14 protein-coding genes are annotated in these 17,161 nt (G+C 42.7%); 13 read left to right on the forward strand and 1 reads right to left on the reverse strand.

Going from position 1 to position 17,161, the window contains the following annotated elements:
• The first annotated feature begins 48 nt into the window (after window positions 1–48).
• The 10 genes from ileS to HT680_RS01950 all read left to right on the forward strand — a co-directional run bounded on the left by ileS (window position 49) and on the right by HT680_RS01950 (window position 12,325).
• Complete coding sequence (gene ileS, locus HT680_RS01905; RefSeq protein ID WP_173257822.1) at window positions 49–2,841, forward strand: isoleucine--tRNA ligase; 2,793 nt, start codon at window positions 49–51, stop codon at window positions 2,839–2,841.
• Window positions 2,842–3,168: 327 nt separating this feature from the next.
• A complete protein-coding gene (locus HT680_RS01910) occupies window positions 3,169–3,549 on the forward strand; it encodes a hypothetical protein (RefSeq protein WP_173257824.1) in 381 nt (126 codons plus the stop codon).
• 188 nt (window positions 3,550–3,737) lie between these two features.
• A complete protein-coding gene (locus HT680_RS01915; protein ID WP_000240126.1) occupies window positions 3,738–4,430 on the forward strand; it encodes a phosphoglycerate mutase in 693 nt (230 codons plus the stop codon).
• A 123-nt stretch (window positions 4,431–4,553) separates the two neighbouring features.
• The gene (locus HT680_RS01920; protein WP_173257826.1) at window positions 4,554–5,255 is read left to right on the forward strand and encodes an ABC transporter ATP-binding protein; all 702 of its coding nucleotides are present in this window, start codon (window positions 4,554–4,556) and stop codon (window positions 5,253–5,255) included.
• Window positions 5,251–7,956 carry an FtsX-like permease family protein gene (locus HT680_RS01925; RefSeq protein ID WP_173258627.1) on the forward strand — a complete coding sequence of 902 codons (2,706 nt, stop codon included), beginning with the start codon at window positions 5,251–5,253 and terminating at the stop codon, window positions 7,954–7,956. The genes HT680_RS01920 and HT680_RS01925 overlap by 5 nt, the downstream gene beginning before the upstream one ends.
• Window positions 7,957–8,100: 144 nt before the next feature.
• Window positions 8,101–8,370 carry a 30S ribosomal protein S15 gene (gene rpsO, locus HT680_RS01930; RefSeq protein ID WP_001018251.1) on the forward strand — a complete coding sequence of 90 codons (270 nt, stop codon included), beginning with the start codon at window positions 8,101–8,103 and terminating at the stop codon, window positions 8,368–8,370.
• 448 nt (window positions 8,371–8,818) lie between these two features.
• Window positions 8,819–9,865 (forward strand): iron ABC transporter permease, encoded by a 1,047-nt coding sequence (locus HT680_RS01935; RefSeq protein ID WP_173257828.1) that lies wholly within the window; start codon window positions 8,819–8,821, stop codon window positions 9,863–9,865.
• A gap of 1 nt (window position 9,866) precedes the next feature.
• On the forward strand, window positions 9,867–10,622 hold the full coding sequence (locus tag HT680_RS01940) for an ABC transporter ATP-binding protein (RefSeq protein WP_173257830.1): 756 nt from the start codon (window positions 9,867–9,869) through the stop codon (window positions 10,620–10,622).
• 19 nt (window positions 10,623–10,641) lie between these two features.
• The gene (locus HT680_RS01945; protein ID WP_173257833.1) at window positions 10,642–11,652 is read left to right on the forward strand and encodes an ABC transporter substrate-binding protein; all 1,011 of its coding nucleotides are present in this window, start codon (window positions 10,642–10,644) and stop codon (window positions 11,650–11,652) included.
• Complete coding sequence (locus HT680_RS01950; protein WP_173257835.1) at window positions 11,633–12,325, forward strand: alpha/beta hydrolase-fold protein; 693 nt, start codon at window positions 11,633–11,635, stop codon at window positions 12,323–12,325. Before HT680_RS01945 ends, HT680_RS01950 begins: the two co-directional genes overlap by 20 nt.
• 42 nt (window positions 12,326–12,367) lie before the next feature.
• Here the strand turns inward: HT680_RS01950 and HT680_RS01955 are convergent, their stop codons facing one another.
• Window positions 12,368–13,117, reverse strand: a complete 750-nt coding sequence (locus HT680_RS01955; RefSeq protein ID WP_173257837.1) for a 1-acyl-sn-glycerol-3-phosphate acyltransferase — start codon at window positions 13,115–13,117, stop codon at window positions 12,368–12,370.
• 132 nt (window positions 13,118–13,249) lie between these two features.
• Here HT680_RS01955 and HT680_RS01960 point away from each other — a divergent pair, with 132 nt between their 5' ends.
• The 3 genes from HT680_RS01960 (at window position 13,250) to HT680_RS01970 (ending at window position 17,148) form a co-directional block, all read left to right on the forward strand.
• On the forward strand, window positions 13,250–15,586 hold the full coding sequence (locus HT680_RS01960; protein WP_173257839.1) for a cation-translocating P-type ATPase: 2,337 nt from the start codon (window positions 13,250–13,252) through the stop codon (window positions 15,584–15,586).
• A 100-nt stretch (window positions 15,587–15,686) separates the two neighbouring features.
• Window positions 15,687–16,364 (forward strand): tRNA (adenine(22)-N(1))-methyltransferase TrmK, encoded by a 678-nt coding sequence (locus HT680_RS01965; RefSeq protein WP_173257841.1) that lies wholly within the window; start codon window positions 15,687–15,689, stop codon window positions 16,362–16,364.
• Window positions 16,351–17,148 (forward strand): Nif3-like dinuclear metal center hexameric protein, encoded by a 798-nt coding sequence (locus tag HT680_RS01970; RefSeq protein WP_173257844.1) that lies wholly within the window; start codon window positions 16,351–16,353, stop codon window positions 17,146–17,148. The genes HT680_RS01965 and HT680_RS01970 overlap by 14 nt, the downstream gene beginning before the upstream one ends.
• The last annotated feature ends 13 nt before the right edge of the window (window positions 17,149–17,161 follow it).

Raw genomic sequence — 17,161 nt, forward strand, 5'->3', positions numbered from 1 at the left:
TTTAGCGATTCGTGGTTTTTAATTTGTCTATATAATAAAGGAGATATAATGAAACTCAAAGATACCCTAAATCTTGGAAAAACTGAATTTCCAATGCGTGCTGGACTTCCTACTAAAGAACCACTATGGCAAAAAGAGTGGGACGAAGCGAAACTTTACCAACGTCGTCAAGAATTGAACCAAGGAAAACCGCATTTCACCTTGCATGATGGCCCTCCCTATGCCAACGGAAATATCCACGTTGGGCACGCCATGAACAAGATTTCTAAAGATATTATTGTTCGTTCGAAATCGATGTCAGGATTTTATGCGCCTTACATCCCAGGTTGGGATACTCATGGTCTGCCAATCGAGCAAGTTTTGGCAAAACAAGGTGTCAAACGCAAAGAAATGGACCTGGTTGAGTACTTGAAACTTTGCCGTGATTACGCTCTTTCCCAAGTAGATAAACAACGTGAAGACTTTAAACGTTTGGGTGTTTCTGGTGACTGGGAAAATCCTTATGTGACTTTGACTCCAGACTATGAAGCAGCTCAAATCCGTGTCTTCGGTGAAATGGCTAAGAAAGGCTATATCTACCGTGGTGCCAAGCCAGTTTACTGGTCATGGTCATCTGAGTCAGCTCTTGCTGAAGCGGAAATTGAATACCATGACTTGGTTTCAACTTCCCTTTACTATGCTAACCGCGTCAAAGACGGAAAAGGTGTCCTAGATACAGACACTTATATTGTCGTATGGACCACTACACCATTTACTATCACAGCTTCTCGTGGATTGACAGTTGGAGCAGATATTGATTATGTATTGGTACAACCAGCTGGCGAAGATCGTAAATTTGTGGTTGCTTCAGAATTGTTGAATAGTCTTTCTGAGAAATTTGGTTGGGCTGATGTTCAAGTCTTGGCGACCTACCGTGGTCAAGAATTGAACCAAATCGTGACAGCTCACCCTTGGGATACTACTGTAGATGAGTTGGTAATCCTTGGTGACCACGTTACGACTGACTCTGGTACAGGTATCGTCCATACAGCCCCTGGTTTTGGTGAGGATGACTATAATGTCGGTGTTGCAAATGGTCTTGAAGTTGCTGTAACAGTTAACGAACGCGGTATTATGATGGCCAATGCTGGCTCTGACTTTGAAGGTCAATTCTATGACAAGGTTGTACCAACTGTTATCGAAAAACTGGGTGATCTTCTTCTTGCTCGAGAAGAAATTTCTCACTCGTATCCATTTGACTGGCGTACGAAAAAACCAATCATCTGGCGTGCAGTGCCACAATGGTTTGCTTCTGTATCAAAATTCCGCCAAGAAATCTTGGACGAAATTGAAAAAGTGAAGTTCCACTCAGAATGGGGTAAAGTGCGTCTTTACAACATGATTCGTGACCGTGGTGACTGGGTAATCTCTCGTCAACGTGCTTGGGGAGTTCCCCTTCCTATCTTCTATGCTGAAGACGGAACGCCAATTATGACAGCTGAAACGATTGAACACGTGGCTCAACTCTTTGAGGAACATGGTTCTATCATCTGGTGGGAACGTGATGCAAAGGATCTCTTGCCAGAAGGATTTACACATCCAGGTTCACCAAATGGCGAGTTCAAAAAAGAAACGGACATCATGGACGTTTGGTTTGACTCGGGTTCATCATGGAATGGAGTAGTGGTTAACCGTCCAGAACTTAAATATCCAGCTGATCTTTACCTTGAAGGTTCTGACCAATACCGCGGTTGGTTCAACTCATCCCTCATCACATCTGTTGCCAACCATGGTGTAGCGCCATACAAACAAATCTTATCACAAGGATTTGCCCTTGACGGTAAAGGTGAGAAGATGTCTAAATCTCTTGGGAATACCATTGCTCCAAGCGATGTTGAAAAACAATTTGGTGCGGAAATCTTGCGTCTCTGGGTAACAAGTGTTGACTCAAGCAACGACGTACGTATCTCTATGGATATCTTGAGCCAAGTCTCTGAAACTTATCGTAAAATCCGTAACACTCTTCGTTTCTTGATTGCTAACACTTCTGACTTTAACCCAGCTCAGGACGCAGTCGCTTACGATGAACTACGTTCCGTTGATAAGTACATGACCATCCGCTTTAACCAACTTGTGAAAACGATTCGTGATGCTTATGCAAACTTTGAATTCTTAACCATCTACAAGGCCTTGGTGAACTTTATCAACGTTGACTTGTCTGCCTTCTACCTTGACTTTGCCAAAGATGTTGTCTACATTGAAGGTGCCAAATCACTCGAACGCCGTCAAATGCAGACTGTCTTCTATGACATCCTTGTCAAAATCACCAAACTCTTGACACCAATCCTTCCTCACACTGCGGAAGAAATCTGGTCATATCTTGAGTTTGAAGCTGAAGAATTCGTTCAATTGTCAGAATTGCCAGAAGCTCAAACCTTTGCCAACCAAGAAGAGATCTTGGATACCTGGGCGGCCTTCATGGACTTCCGCGGACAAGCTCAAAAAGCCTTGGAAGAAGCTCGTAATGCCAAAGTTATTGGTAAATCGCTCGAAGCACACTTGACAGTTTATCCAAATGAAGTGGTGAAAACTCTGCTTGGAGCAGTGGACAGCAATGTAGCTCAACTTTTGATCGTGTCAGAATTAACCATCGCAGAAGGTGCAGCTCCAGAAGGTGCAGTAAGTTTTGAAGATGTTGCCTTTACAGTTGAACGCGCTGCAGGTGAAGTTTGTGACCGTTGCCGTCGTATCGATCCGACTACTGCAGACCGTAGCTACCATGCAGTCATCTGTGACCACTGTGCAAGCATCGTAGAAGAAAATTTTGCGGAAGCAGTCGCAGAAGGATTTGAAACGAAATAATCAGAAAGAGACTGAGAAAGGTCGCTAAAATCATAAAAACGCATAATATCAAGAGTTCAAGTGCTTTGATATTATGCGTTTTATCATGGGAAAATTTACTAGTCCATTTCCTAAAATGAAGTTCTTTCTAGCCTGTCCGTGTAGATAATTAACATAATCAACTATTCAATTTTCTCATAATTTTATATTTCTACTAATTATAAAGAGACTATAGAACTTAAAATTATTTTTTGAAAATCAATATTTATTATAAAATTTTATAAGATTGTTTAATTTTTATTGAAATTATGATAGAATAATACCTATAAAAATTTTAAGGAGATTATTATGAAAACAAATACACTTGCTCGTGTTAACGCTATTTTTGGTCTTGTTTCAGGAATTGTATTGCTTTTAGCGCCAGTCATCATGTTTATGATGGCTGTTGGAGCTGCTGCAGCGACTGAAGACGCAGATGTAACACTTGGAACATTGACAGGGATTTCAATTATTTTGTTATTGGTTAAAATTGCTGTTTTGGTATTGGGAATTGTTGCTATTGTTTATTATAAAGATGATGAACGTGTTACGAATGCACCTTCTGTTTTGCTCATTGTAGGTGGTGCGGTCGGTTTGATTCCACTTTTGGGATGGGTAGGTGGAATTCTAACCATTATTGGTGGTTCACTCTACTTTGGAACATTGAAAAAATTTGTAATTGAAGAGTAGTAGTTTTTTAATTATTTAGGAGAGACTGCTTCATTTTCTGTTGAGAACAATTATGATAATATAATAAAGAGAAGGCTGAGAAGCTCTTCTCTTTTTCGTTGATTTTCACTAGCTTTTTTGTGAAAAATTGTGTAAAATGGAATAGATAAACGAGGACAACCTCGAAAAATAAAAGGAGAATCCATCTAATGGTAAAATTGGTTTTTGCTCGCCACGGTGAGTCTGAATGGAACAAAGCTAACCTTTTCACTGGTTGGGCTGATGTTGATTTGTCTGAAAAAGGAACACAACAAGCGATTGACGCTGGTAAATTGATCAAAGAAGCTGGTATCGAATTTGACCAAGCTTACACTTCAGTATTGAAACGTGCGATCAAAACAACAAACTTGGCGCTTGAAGCAGCTGACCAACTTTGGGTTCCAGTTGAAAAATCATGGCGCTTGAACGAACGTCACTATGGTGGTTTGACTGGTAAAAACAAGGCTGAAGCAGCTGAGCAATTTGGTGATGAGCAAGTTCACATCTGGCGTCGTTCATACGATGTATTGCCTCCAAACATGGATCGTGATGATGAGCACTCAGCGCACACTGACCGTCGTTACGCTTCACTTGACGACTCAGTTATCCCAGATGCTGAAAACTTGAAAGTGACTTTGGAACGTGCCCTTCCATTCTGGGAAGACAAAATCGCTCCAGCACTTAAAGATGGTAAAAACGTATTCGTAGGAGCTCACGGTAACTCAATCCGTGCCCTTGTAAAACACATCAAACGCTTGTCAGATGACGAAATCATGGACGTGGAAATCCCTAACTTCCCACCATTGGTATTCGAATTTGACGAAAAATTGAACGTAGTTTCTGAATACTATCTTGGAAAATAATCTATAAACAGAAAGCTTAGGAACTCCTAGGCTTTTTTGTTTTTGCTTCTAGTTTCCAACTAGTTGAAAAAGCGTTATAATGATAGTAAAGAGTGACTTAATTGTAAGAAAGAGAGAAGGACGATGGCTTATATTGAAATGAAACACAGCTACAAGCGTTACAAGGTTGGGGATACGGAGATTGTGGCTAATCGCGATGTGAATTTTGAAATTGAAAAGGGGGAGCTGGTCATTATCCTTGGTGCTTCAGGTGCTGGAAAATCAACCGTTCTCAATCTTTTAGGAGGTATGGATACCAATGATGAGGGGGAGATTTGGATTGATGGTGCCAATATTGCCAACTATAGTTCGCACCAACGAACAAACTATCGTCGTGAAGATGTGGGCTTTGTTTTTCAGTTTTACAATCTGGTCTCCAATCTGACAGCCAAGGAAAACGTAGAGTTGGCCTCAGAAATTGTAGCTGATGCCTTGGATCCAGAGCAAGTGCTCAAAGATGTGGGGCTAGGTCATCGCCTCAATAACTTTCCAGCCCAGCTTTCTGGAGGAGAGCAACAGCGGGTATCTATTGCACGCGCGGTAGCTAAAAATCCTAAAATCCTCCTTTGTGATGAACCGACAGGTGCCTTGGATTACCAGACGGGGAAGCAAGTCTTGAAAATTCTCCAAGACATGTCTCGTCAAAAAGGATCAACAGTGATTATCGTGACCCACAATAGCGCGCTAGCTCCTATTGCAGATCGGGTGATTCACATGCGTGATGCTACGGTTAAGAGCGTAACAATCAATGAGCGTCCACAGGATATTGATACATTGGAGTATTAGCATGAAAAAAACATATCGAAAAGACTTGCTCCAGTCGGTGACTGCTTCCAAGGGGCGCTTTGTTTCTATCTTGACCTTGATGATGCTGGGTTCTCTAGCCCTAGTAGGTCTCAAGGTGGCCAGTCCAAACATGGAACGTACGGCAGAAGATTATCTCCGTAAAGCCAATACTCTGGATCTGGCCGTGATAGCAGATTATGGCTTGGACAAAGAAGACCAAGATGAACTAAAGACACTTCAAAGAGTAAGTGTTGAGTTTGGCTATATGGCAGATCTAACCGTTGAAAATAGTGAAGAAGCGGTTCGACTTTATTCCAAACCAGAGAGCATTTCAACCTTCCAAGTGACAGAAGGGCGACTGCCAGAGGCTGATGGGGAAATTACCTTGGCTGATTTCTGGAAAGACCGCTATCAGATTGGTCAGACCATTACCTTTACTAAGAAAGAAGAAAAGTCCGTCCTAAAATCCCAAACTTTCACAATTACTGGATTTGTTCAGTCGGGTGAAATTCTTTCTAAAGAAGATTTAGGTGGAGCTAGTAGTGGAAATGGAAGCTTGGCTGGCTATGGAGTGATTTTACCCAGTCAGTTTGACTCAGATGTCTATAGTATCGCGCGTGTGCGCTATGACGATTTAAAAAATCTGGATGCTTTTTCATCAGACTATAAGACCAAACGATCCCAACATCAGGAAGAGTTGCAAGACTTGCTGGCCGATAATGGTCAAAAAAGATTGGCAAGTATCAAAGTAAATGGGCAAAAGAGCCTGGAAGAGGGCAAAGAACAGCTCCAAACTGCTGAAAGCAACCTTGAAAATGGCAAGAGTCAGTTAGAGAAGGCTGAAAGTCGCTTGAAAACGCAAGAAGAACAAGTGACCGCTTTACCAGAACCGCAAAAGAGTACAGCCAAGGAGCAATTGACAAAAGCTAAGGAAGAACTGGCGACAAAAAAAGAAAAGCTGGCTCAGACAGAGAGTGATCTATCTAAGGAAAAAGAGAAGCTAGAGCAGCGACAGAAAGAACTTGATGAACTGGCAGAGCCGAAATACCACGTATACAATCGCGAAACCATACTAGGTGGACAAGGTTACCTCATGTACAGCAATGCATCATCAAGCGTTCGTTCGGTCGGAAATATCTTTCCAGTGGTGCTTTATATGGTTGCTGCGATGGTGACCTTTACAACGATGACTCGCTTTGTGGATGAAGAACGCACCAATGCTGGTATTTTCAAGGTCTTGGGTTACCGAAATCGAGATATAGTTGCCAAGTTTGTCCTTTATGGTTTTCTTGCAGGAACTATGGGAACCATTATAGGAACGCTTCTAGGACATTATCTCCTTGCAGGCGTGATTTCGGATGTTATAACAGCTGGGATGGTCGTTGGGAAAAGTCAGGAGTATTTCTATTGGTCTTATAGTCTTATTGCCCTAGCTTTAAGTTGGGTATCCAGCGTTTTGCCGGCTTATCTGGTAGCGCGAAGAGAATTGCACGATGAAGCAGCCCAGCTCTTACTTCCCAAACCTCCCGTTAAAGGATCAAATATTTTGCTGGAACGCTTGAGCTTTATTTGGAGTCGTCTGAGCTTCACTCATAAGGTCACGGCGCGGAATATTTTTCGTTATAAACAACGAATGTTGATGACCATTTTTGGAGTTGCAGGTTCGGTTGCTCTCTTATTTGCAGGTCTTGGCATTCAGTCATCTGTGGGACGAGTTTCCGAGCGTCAATTTGAACAAATCCAGCAATACCAGATGATTGTAGTGGAAAAGAGCAGTGCGAGTGAGCAAGAAAAAGCAGATTTAGAAAGCGCCTTGCAGGCTGAATCTATCCATGCTTATCAAAAGATTTACTCTAAATCCATTGAAAAAGATTTCAAAGGAAAAGCAGGACTTCAGACTATTACCATGATGGTTACGAGTGGAGAAGACTTCAAGCCCTTTATCACATTAGAAGAAAAGGGGCAAGAGGTGCAGGTTACCGATGGAGCGGTCGTGAGTCAAAAATTAGCCCAACTAGCAGGTGTTACGATTGGGGATAAGCTGGAGCTTGATGGAAAAGAAATCAGGGTCGCGGCTATTTCTGAAAATTATGTTGGACACTATGTTTATCTCAACCGAGCGACATACGAACAAGTCTATGGCACCAGTCCGCAAGACAATACCTACCTAGTAAAATTAAAAGATCCAACACCTTCCAATACGGAGAAAGAAGCAGCTATCTTCATGGAAAAAGCTGCTGTTTCAGGGGTGGTCCAAAATGCGACGGCCATCCATCTCTTTGAATCCGTGGCTAGTTCGCTCAATAAAACCATGGCAATCCTTGTCCTTGTTTCCGTCTTGCTAGCTATTGTTATTCTTTACAATCTCACCAATATCAATGTGGCAGAACGTATCCGTGAACTTTCCACTATTAAGGTTCTCGGTTTCCATAATAAAGAAGTGACCCTCTATATCTACCGTGAGACCATGGTGCTATCCCTTGTGGGGATTGCTCTCGGTTTGGTAGCTGGCCACTATTTACATCAATTTTTGATTCAAATGATTTCACCTGCCGCCATACTTTTTTATCCACAAGTCAGCTGGGAAGTCTATGCGCTTCCAATCGTCGCAGTGATTGTGATTTTGGCTTTACTGGGCGTCTTTGTCAATTACCACTTAAGAAAAGTGGATATGCTTGAAGCCCTGAAATCAGTAGAGTAATTCACGGTTTTAAACAGTAAATCAGTTGACAAAGTCCCTGCTTCTTGGTAGAATAAGAACTGTCGTAAAGACAAATAACTTCTTCTTGGTTACAGGCATGCCAACCTGTCACTCGGATGAAGCCAAATAAAAAGGAGAAACATCATGGCAATCTCAAAAGAGAAAAAAAATGAAATCATCGCACAATATGCACGTCACGAAGGTGATACAGGTTCAGTAGAGGTTCAAGTTGCTGTCCTTACTTGGGAAATCAACCACCTTAACGAACACATCAAACAACACAAAAAAGACCACGCTACTTACCGTGGATTGATGAAGAAAATCGGTCGCCGTCGTAACTTGCTTGCATACTTGCGTAAGAACGACGTTAACCGTTACCGTGAGTTGATCAACTCTCTAGGACTTCGTCGCTAATCTTGCGTCTAAAACGTTTCTATACTTCGTTGCCTTCGCCTCGATGTACCATCAGTACAATCTTCGGCTTGTCGCCTAGTCTATAAACGTTTTATCCAGCAAGAATAAAGCTCTCTGATTTCAGAGGGCTTTTTATGTTGTTACCATACCTCAATATACTCAAGTATAATCTTCGCCTCTTCGCCTAGTTTATAAACGGTTTATCCAGCAAGAATTATGATGCTCAGGGCGCCAAAAATCCGTATGAAAATAGGGAAAGGACACAGTGTTCGATGAACACAAGGAGTTTCATCTTTTTCACTAGGATTTTATCCCGAGCTCAAATCAGCTCTCTGATCTCAGAGGGCTTTTTCTATATATGTCTCTATCCTTGTTCATCGAGTAGAAATATGGTATACTTTTCATGAGAATTTTCTAAATTTTTAAGATTCTATCAAAGGAGGTTTGCATGCTTTCCAAATTTTCTGGAAGCCGAAGGGACCTGCAATTTGTGTTACTTTTAGGTATTTTGCTAAGTGTTTTAGGAATTTCGCTCTTTCTAGCAGTTTCTATGGGATCTGTTGCGATTGATCTAGGAGATACCTATCGGATTATTTTGAGCAGGTTGGGTTTTCCTCTTGAGATAGGAGAGGTTTCCAAGTCCACTCTTGCCATTGTATGGAACATGAGATTCCCCCGAGTATTGTTAGGCTTGATAGTAGGGGCTGGTCTTTCCATGTGTGGTAGCGTGATGCAGTCTACAGTGAACAATCCCATCGCTGAGCCCTATGTCTTAGGCATCTCTGCGGGTGCAACTCTGGGTGCAACCTTGAGCATCATTCTTGGCTTAAAAGTGATGATTAGCCTTGGAGCTTTTTTAGGAGCTATTTTGGCAACCATTGCTGTCCTCATCATTGCCTCTATGCAGGGAAGGATGACGACTTCTAGTCTGATCTTATCAGGAACAGTGGTCAATGCTCTTTTTCTGGCATTTTCCAACTTTATTATCTCAGTTGGTGCTAACGCTGACAGTGTGATGACCATTAAGTTTTGGACCATGGGCTCGCTTGCTGGGACTAACTGGTCTGACTTAGTCCTGCCAACTATAGTAGTTGGAATGGCCTTTCTATTTTTCTCTACTCAGTATCGTGTTTTCAATGCGATGATGATGGGAGATGAGGCTGCTTTAACTTTGGGTATTCCCTTACGCTTTTATTGGTATCTTTATGTGACCATGGTGGCTGTTCTGACAGCAGTCTTAGTAGCAACTTGTGGGATTATTGGATTTGTTGGTCTAATTACTCCTCACTTAGCTCGAGGCTTAGTAGGAACGAATTACAGGAGGCTTTTTCCCATTGCGACCTTACTGGGTGCCCTCTTTGTCGTCTGGGCAGATGTACTTTCTCGTGTCATCATTCCAAATGCCGAGCTGCCTATTGGTATTTTCACAGCCTTAGTAGGTGCTCCCTTCTTTATCTACATTGTTGGAGGTAGGCGAAGGGAGGTGAGGATCTGATATGGATTTGATTTGTCAAGATATACACTTTGGACTAGGAGGGAAAAAAATCCTAAAAGGAGTTTCTCTTAAGGTTGAGGGGCATCAATTTCACACGATACTAGGACCAAATGGAAGTGGAAAAACCAGCCTGCTTAAACTCCTCTATCGTCAGGAAAAGGCGGACAAAGGCTTGATAAGCTTAGATGGAAAGCCACTGGAGCATTGGTCACTCAAAGAAACAGCCAAGCAAATGGCAGTTGTCACCCAGTTTAATCAATTGCAGTTTGATTGTACAGTTGAGGAAATCGTCTTGCTGGGAAGAACTCCCCACCTCTCTTTTTTACAGAAGGAAAAGGAAAGGGATTATGCCCTCGTTCAAGATGCTCTCGTCAAGGTGGATATGCTTGAGAAGAAAACTCGTCTCTACTCGTCTCTTTCAGGTGGAGAAAAGCAGCGAGTCTTATTAGCACGCGCCTTGGCGCAAGAACCGACTCTCTTGCTCCTGGATGAACCTACCAATCACCTGGATATCAAGTACCAGTTAGACTTGTTGGCCATTGTAAAGAATCTCAAGGTCAATGTTCTAGCTGTCCTGCATGATATTCAACTTGCTTGTCGCTATTCGGATTATCTCTATCTGATGAAGGAGGGGGAAATCCTTTACCAAGGTACTCCAAAGGAGACCATCACCCCTGAGTCATTGCAAACTGTATATGGAGTTCAAAGTCAGGTGACTTGGACTGAGGATCAGCAAGCTATGATTCACTATTTATAAAAATGAAAAGGAAAACAAGATGAAAAAAACACTAAGCATTTTACTCGTAACAGTAGCTACCCTAACCATGGTAGCTTGTGGTAATACTACTACAGAAAAAGCTACCACACATTCTAGCACAGAAATAAGTCAAAAGGCCAGCACAGAGACGACTTATCCACTCACGGTCAAGACTTATGACGCTAAAGGAAATGAAGTCGAACAAGTCTTTGACAAGGCACCTGAAAAAGTTATCACCAACAATCTTTCAACCACTGAAATCTTATTGGAGTTAGGCTTGAAGGATAAAATTGCTGGTATGCTCAACCCGGACAATGCTGTGACGGACAAATACAAGGATGCGATTGCGACTATTCCTCAAATTGGCGATAAAAAAACAGTCTCACAAGAGACAGTCCTTTCTTATGAGCCAGATGCGGTGATGGGTCGAAACATGATGTTTTCTGAAAAATCCTTGGGGACAGTTAGCACTTGGAATGAAAACAAAATCCCAGTTTATACACAAAAAGCTTCTCTCTCAACGATTCAGCAAGACTTGGGGAATATTGTAGAAGATGTCAAAAATCTTGGAATGATTTTCAATGTTCAGGACAAGGCCAATGAATACGCAGCCCAGTTACAAGCTAAAATTGACGCTGTTAAGAAAGCAACCCCAGCAAGCCAAGGTGAAAAGAAAAAGGCTTTGATTATGGTTGCTTATAATGACGAAACCTTCGGTGCTTACAAGTCTGCTTTGCAAGAAAGCTTGTTGAATCAACTTGGTTATACCAACGTTGCAACGGGAACATCAGGCTTGACCTTGGAAAATCTCGTGTCAATGGATCCTGAGTTGATTATCTATGTAACTAGCGACCGCAATAAAAAATTGGATGCCAACGCAGTAGAGTTGATGAAGAAAAATGCTGTTTTGGAAAACGTTCCTGCAATTAAGAATCAAAAAATCATGACCATTTCCTACGATGAGTTAATGGACTATGGTCCAGCAGTGATTGATTCCCTTGAGAAAATCAATGACTTTATCAATAAATAATGAGTTTGATTGGGAAGGGATCCAAGTCCAAATCAGCCTTCCTTCAACCTATGATCCCAACCAAACCTATCCAGCTATTCTCTTTAATGATGGAAACTTGGATTTCCTATCTTCCCTTTCAGAATCTGTGATTTTAGTTGGTTTGACCTCTAAACATCGCCTAGATGACTACACTCCATGGAAGGCATCTGCTCTGAGAGATGGGGCTCCAGATTTTGGCGGTCAGGCAACTGCCTATCATAGTCATTTATTTGGAGGTCTTTTAGATAAGTTGCAGTCGCTTTATCGCCTGGACAAAAATCGCCTTGCTTATGGAGGTTATTCACTAGGTGGTTTGGCGGCTGTATACAGTCTTTTCCATTTTGACAAGGTCTCCTGTATCTTCTCTATCTGCGGTTCCTTTTGGTATCCTAATTTTGCGACTTATTGCAAGGAAGAAAAGGTGAAAAATTTGGACTGTTTACTGTATTTACAGAATGGTCAAACAGAAGGAGCCCATCATACCAATCGCTTGGCTCAAGCACCAGTCTATGCTGAGCAGATCCATACCAGTCTTCAGCAACGCTATCCGACTGGTCAGTTTGTCTTTGATCCTTATGGGCATCATGAGCAAGTTGCTGAGCGATTTTTAGCCTTTTCCAGCTGGTTGACCCAAAAATGGAAAATCAAATAAAAGAATTATCCCTTGGCTTTTGCCAAGGGATAATTGTATTTTTTAACCAAGTTTCTCTCTCTTCTTATCTGGATTCCAGATAAAGCTTGCGATAAAGCTAAAGATAATCGTTAGGATACCAACAACCACAGCAAGGATGAGGGCTGGGATGCGGACAAACCACCAGAGTGGGTTTGGTTTTTTATCATTGTGCCATTGCTTGGTTTCTTCGTCCAAACGTTGGAATTCAGCTTGGATGCGGTCTGCAACCATTTCGATTCCTTCATCATTCATTTTCTTGATATCTGAGATATCGATTGGATTTCCAAAGTTCATATCGACACGTTCACGGCTAACCAAGCCTTTCAAGGTCATAGGACCTGTGTAGGTAACCGGCATGATACGGACTTTGGCCATCTTGGCAATCAGGGCTACGCCACCCTTGACATCGTTTGAGTGACGGCTCCCACTTGGAAACATGATGAGAGAGCGGTCGCTTTTTTTGAGGACATTGATAGGGTATTTGATAGCAGAGGCGCTAGGATTTTCCCGGTCGATAGGAAAGGCCCCACACATACGGATCCACCAGCCAAATATGCGGTTGTTAAACAGCTCTTTTTTGGCCATAAAGATGAACTGTTTTGGTTTGGTCGCAAAGGCCATGTAAACTGGATCCCACCAAGTACGATGAGGAGCGACGAGGATATAGTTTTCATCTTGACTAGGGATTTTATCAGTATTGTGATAGTGGGCATTGCCATTGATGGACCACAAGATCAGCATGACTAGTCCACGCAAATAAGTATAAAACATGAGATCTCCTTCGATTGTATTGCTTTTATTATTATACCTTATCAAAAGACTACTGGCAAACTTTTTCAGTTATCAGCCAACAGTTTTAGATGGGATTAGAATTCTTTTAAAAAAAATGATATGATAGAGTTTATGGATAAAAATAAGATTATAGGATTAACCCAAAGAGAAGTCAAGGAAAGACAGGCTCAAGGTTTGGTCAATGACTTTACCGCTTCAGCCAGTACCAGTACTTGGCAAATCATCAAACGAAATGTTTTTACACTTTTTAACGCATTAAACTTTGTTATTGCCCTAGCGCTTGCCTTTGTACAGGCTTGGAGCAATTTGGTTTTCTTTGCCGTTATTTGCTTTAACGCTTTTTCTGGGATTGTGACTGAGCTGCGAGCCAAACACATGGTGGACAAGCTCAATCTCATGACCAAGGAAAAGGTCAAAACCATTCGTGATGGTCAAGAAGTTGCTCTCAATCCAGAAGAGTTGGTTCTAGGAGATGTCATTCGTTTGTCTGCTGGGGAGCAGATTCCTAGTGATGCCTTGGTTCTAGAAGGTTTTGCGGAAGTTAATGAAGCCATGTTGACGGGTGAGAGTGATTTGGTGCAAAAAGAAGTGGATGCTCTGCTTTTATCAGGAAGTTTCCTAGCCAGTGGCGCAGTTTTGGCTCAAGTTCACCATGTCGGGGCAGACAACTATGCTTCCAAACTCATGCTGGAAGCTAAGACAGTGAAACCGATCAATTCCCGTATCATGAAATCGCTAGACAAGCTAGCTGGTTTTACTGGGAAGATTATCATTCCCTTTGGTCTAGCTCTCCTGCTAGAAGCCTTGATGTTAAAAGGCCTACCCCTCAAGTCATCCGTTGTAAATTCGTCAACAGCCCTTTTAGGGATGTTGCCTAAGGGAATTGCCCTTTTGACCATTACTTCACTCTTGACTGCGGTGATTAAGCTGGGCTTGAAAAAGGTTTTGGTGCAGGAGATGTACTCTGTCGAGACCTTGGCGCGCGTGGATATGCTCTGTCTGGACAAAACGGGGACCATCACCCAAGGAAAGATGCAGGTGGAGGCGGTTCTTCCTCTGACGGAAACTTATGGTGAAGAGACTATTGCCAGCATTTTGACCAGCTATATCGCTCATAGTGAGGATAAAAATCCAACAGCCCAAGCCATTCGCCAGCGTTTCCAAGGACAGGTTGCCTATCCTATGCTTTCGAATCTTCCCTTCTCAAGCGACCGCAAGTGGGGGGCTATGGAATTGGAAGGCTTGGGGACAGTTTTCTTAGGTGCGCCTGAGATGTTGTTGGACTCTGAAGTCCCGGAAGCCAGAGAGGCCTTGGAGAGAGGATCACGTGTCTTGGTCTTGGCACTCAGTCAGGAGAAACTAGACCACCACAAATCACAGAAACCATCTGATATTCAGGCTCTGGCCTTGCTGGAGATTTTGGATCCTATTCGAGAAGGAGCAGCTGAGACGCTGGACTATCTCCGTTCTCAAGAAGTGGGACTCAAGATTATCTCTGGTGACAATCCCGTTACAGTGTCCAGTATTGCCCAAAAGGCTGGCTTTGTAGACTATCACAGCTATGTAGATTGCTCAAAAATCACAGATGAGGAATTGGTTGTCATGGCTGAAGAGACAGCTATTTTCGGGCGTGTTTCCCCTCATCAAAAGAAACTCATCATCCAAACGCTGAAAAAAGCGGGTCATACAACGGCTATGACAGGGGACGGGGTCAATGATATCCTGGCCCTTCGTGAGGCGGATTGTTCTATCGTGATGGCTGAGGGGGATCCTGCGACTCGTCAAATTGCCAATCTAGTTCTTTTGAACTCAGACTTTAATGATGTTCCTGAGATTCTCTTTGAAGGTCGTCGTGTGGTTAATAACATCGCCCATATCGCACCGATTTTCTTGATTAAGACGATTTATTCCTTCTTGCTCGCGGTGATTTGTATTGCTAGTGTTTTACTAGGGCGGTCTGAGTGGATCTTGATTTTCCCTTTCATTCCGATCCAGATTACCATGATTGACCAATTCGTGGAAGGTTTCCCGCCATTCGTTCTGACTTTTGAGCGAAATATCAAGCCTGTTGAACCAAACTTCCTCAGAAAAGCTATGCTTCGTGCCCTACCAAGCGCTCTCATGGTCGTGTTCAGCGTTCTTTTTGTCAAAATCTTTGGGGCTAGCCAAGGTTGGTCAGAGGTAGAAATCTCAACCCTACTCTATTATCTCTTAGGCTCTATCGGTTTCTTATCCGTATTTAGAGCCTGCATGCCATTCACCCTCTGGCGAGTCCTCTTGATTGTCTGGTCAGTAGGAGGCTTCCTAGCCACAGCTCTTTTCCCAATGATCCAAAAGTTGCTTGAAATTTCGACCTTAACTGAACAAACATTCCCTGTTTACCTTGTCATGATGCTGGTCTTTACCGTGATATTTATCTTAACCAGTCGTTATCAAGCTAGAAAATAAAGAAAGGCTGCAATCTGTGGATTGCGGTTTTTTTAAGGATAAGATAGACCAAGGAAATATGGTATAATAAAGCAAACAGATTTTTGGAAAGTGAGAGAAGATGATTTCGAAGAGATTAGAATTGGTGGCGTCCTTTGTTCCCCAAGGGTCCATTTTACTAGATGTGGGGAGTGACCATGCTTATCTGCCGATTGACTTGGTTGAAAGGGGACAGATCAAAAGCGCCATTGCAGGGGAAGTGGTGGAAGGTCCCTACCAGTCTGCGGTCAAAAATGTTGAAAGTCACGGTCTAAAGGAGAAAATCCAAGTTCGTTTAGCCAATGGCTTGGCAGCATTTGAGGAGGTAGACCAAGTCTCTGTTATCACCATTGCTGGTATGGGAGGCCGTTTGATTGCTACCATATTAGAAGAAGGCTTGGAAAAACTTGCTAATGTAGAGCGTTTAATCCTTCAGCCCAATAATCGTGAAGACGACTTGCGTATCTGGTTGCAAGACCACGGTTTCCAAATTGTGGATGAAAGCATTCTAGAAGAAGCTGGTAAGTTTTATGAGATTTTGGTGGTGGAAGCAGGACAAATGAAGCTATCAGCCAGTGATGTTCGCTTTGGACCTTTCTTGTCCAAAGAAGTCAGTCCAGTTTTTGTCCAAAAATGGCAAAAAGAAGCTACTAAGTTAGAATTTGCCCTCAGTCAAATCCCAGAAAAAAATCTGGAGGAACGTCAAGTTCTAGTAGATAAAATTCAAGCCATCAAGGAGGTGCTCCATGCTAGCAAGTGAAGTTATTAACGCGTATGAAGGCTTCTGCCCTCAGGAATTTTCTATGGAGGGAGACAGTCGTGGCCTGCAAATCGGCACTTTGGACAAGGATATTCAAAGAGTCATGGTTGCCCTCGATATTCGTGAAGAGACGGTGGCAGAGGCCATTGAAAAGGGTGTGGACCTGATTATCGTCAAGCACGCGCCGATTTTCCGTCCTATCAAGGACTTGGTAGCTAGTCGTCCGCAAAATCAGATTTACATTGATTTGATTAAGCATGACATTGCAGTTTATGTCAGCCATACCAATATTGATATTGTTGAGAACGGGCTAAATGATTGGTTCTGCCAGATGCTAGGTATTGAGCAAACGACCTATCTGCAGGAAACAGGTCCAGAACGTGGAATTGGACGTATTGGAACCATTCAGCCTCAGACATTTGGAGAATTTGCCAGTCATGTCAAGCAAGTCTTTGACCTAGATAGCCTTCGAATGGTGCATTATCAAGAGAGTGATTTGCAGAAGCCTATTTCAAGAGTAGCCATCTGTGGTGGCAGTGGTCAGTCTTTCTATAAGGATGCTTTGGCAAAGGGGGCAGATGTCTACATCACTGGCGATATCTACTACCACACTGCTCAGGATTTGCTGTCTGATGGCCTGCTGGCACTGGATCCTGGACATTATATCGAAGTGCTTTTTGTGGAAAAAATCGCATCACTCCTTACTCAATGGAAAGCAGAATGTGGCTGGACAATTGATATCTTGCCTAGTCAGGCATCGACCAATCCTTTCCACCATATCTAGTTAGAAGGTGAAG

Origin of the sequence: Streptococcus sp. 5905 (assembly GCF_013276505.1) — a bacterium.
GTDB lineage: Bacteria > Bacillota > Bacilli > Lactobacillales > Streptococcaceae > Streptococcus.